Origin of the sequence: Streptomyces albireticuli, assembly GCF_021228125.1 — a bacterium.
GTDB lineage: Bacteria > Actinomycetota > Actinomycetes > Streptomycetales > Streptomycetaceae > Streptomyces > Streptomyces albireticuli.
Genome location: NZ_JAJQQS010000073.1, coordinates 1 through 1518, shown reverse-complemented (window position 1 = coordinate 1518; position 1518 = coordinate 1). Strand labels below are relative to the sequence as shown.

The 1518-nt window shown below is 63.0% G+C and carries 2 pseudogenes; one reads left to right on the top strand and one right to left on the bottom strand.

Going from position 1 to position 1518, the window contains the following annotated elements:
* Positions 1-114: pseudogene (locus LUZ64_RS36605) on the top strand (IS5/IS1182 family transposase); the annotation flags it as partial.
* 114 nt (positions 115-228) lie between these two features.
* Here the strand turns inward: LUZ64_RS36605 and LUZ64_RS36600 are convergent.
* Positions 229-1285 (bottom strand): annotated as a pseudogene (locus tag LUZ64_RS36600) (IS630 family transposase); the annotation flags it as partial.
* Positions 1286-1518: the final 233 nt, after the last annotated feature.

The following is a 1518-nucleotide window of genomic DNA, read 5'->3' as shown; positions in this document are numbered from 1 at the left end:
GTCGCCACCCTTAAGTCCTGGCGACTCCTCCGCAAACTGCGGTGCTCGACCACCCGCATCACAAGCCTGGTCCAAGCTGTCCTGACCCTGCATCTGGCGAGCTCAGGCCGATGATGGAAAGAGCTCACTGAACCAGTTCTCACTCTTCTTCGAGGACCGGCTCAACACCCAGTGAATCCGAGGACTTACACAAAGATCCGTACACGCCCAGTCGGCGATTCTTCGGCAGTAGGCGGCGACTTTGTCGAGGGTCTCGTCGGCTGTTTTGGTCCAGACGAAGGGCCGAGGGTGCTCGTTCCAGTTAGCCAGCCAGCTGCGGATATCGCGTTCGAGTGCCTGACGGAGCGGTGGATACCGCGGCGGAGTTTCTTCGCGGTCAGTTCTGCGAACCACCTCTCCACCAGGTTCAGCCAGGACGCTCCTGTGGGAGTGAAGTGCAGGTGGAACCGCGGGTGGGTCAGCAGCCACTGCTTGATGGCCGGCGCCTTGTGTGTTGCGTAGTTGTCAAGGATCAGGTGCACCTCGAGGTCAGGCGGGACCTGCTTGACCAGGAACTTCTTGAACTCGGCAGCCCGGTGCCGGCGATGGAGCGAGCCGATGACCTTGCCACTCGCGACCTCCAGGGCCGCGAAGAAGGTGGTGGTGCCCGCGCGGACGTAGTCGTGGCTGCGGCGTTCGGGCACTCCGGGCATCATCGGCAGTACCGGCTGGGAACGGTCCAAGATCTGGATCTGAGACTTCTCGTCCACACACAGCACCAAAGCCCGCTCAGGCGGGTCGAGATACAGCCCGACGACATCACGGACCTTGTCGATGAACAACGGGTCAGTGGACAGCTTGAAGGTCTGCGACCGGTGCGGGGCCAGGGCGAACGCCCGCCATATCCGTGAGATCGCCGACTGTGACATCCCCGTGGCCGCTGCCATCGACCGGGTCGACCAGTGGGTCGCGTTCGCCGGCCGCTCTTCCAGTGTCTTGACGATGACCCGCTCGACATCCGCATCACTGATCTTGCGCGGGACACCCGGCCTCGGCTCATCACTCAGCCGTCCAGGCCCCGGTCAAGGAAGCGTCGCCGCCAGGTGCGGACTGTGTCCGGAGCGATCCGCAACCGACGCGACACCTCCATGATCGAGTGCCCCTCGGCACACTCAAGAACGATCCGCGACCGCAGTGCCAGGGCCTGCGCGGTCGAACGCCGATGCACCCACCTCTCAAGCACCGCCCGCTGGACATCGGTCACCGACAACGGAGGAATCTTCGGCCCAGGACGACTCACATCCAACCAACGAAGAACCTCCGACTCAGGTCACTAGTGTGATGCGCCCGAAATCGGGGGCTTAAGTCTGTCCTTGGTTTTCGGTGGTGGGTGGGGTGATCTTGGCGAGGTAGGGCCTTGACCCCGGAGTTTGAACACGTCTATGCGGCTTGAGTCAGGGTAGTTGCTGCTGGTTGGAAGTCGTTCTCGTAGGCGATCGGGGACCGCTGGCCGAGGCGGGAGTGCCGGCGTCGGGTGTT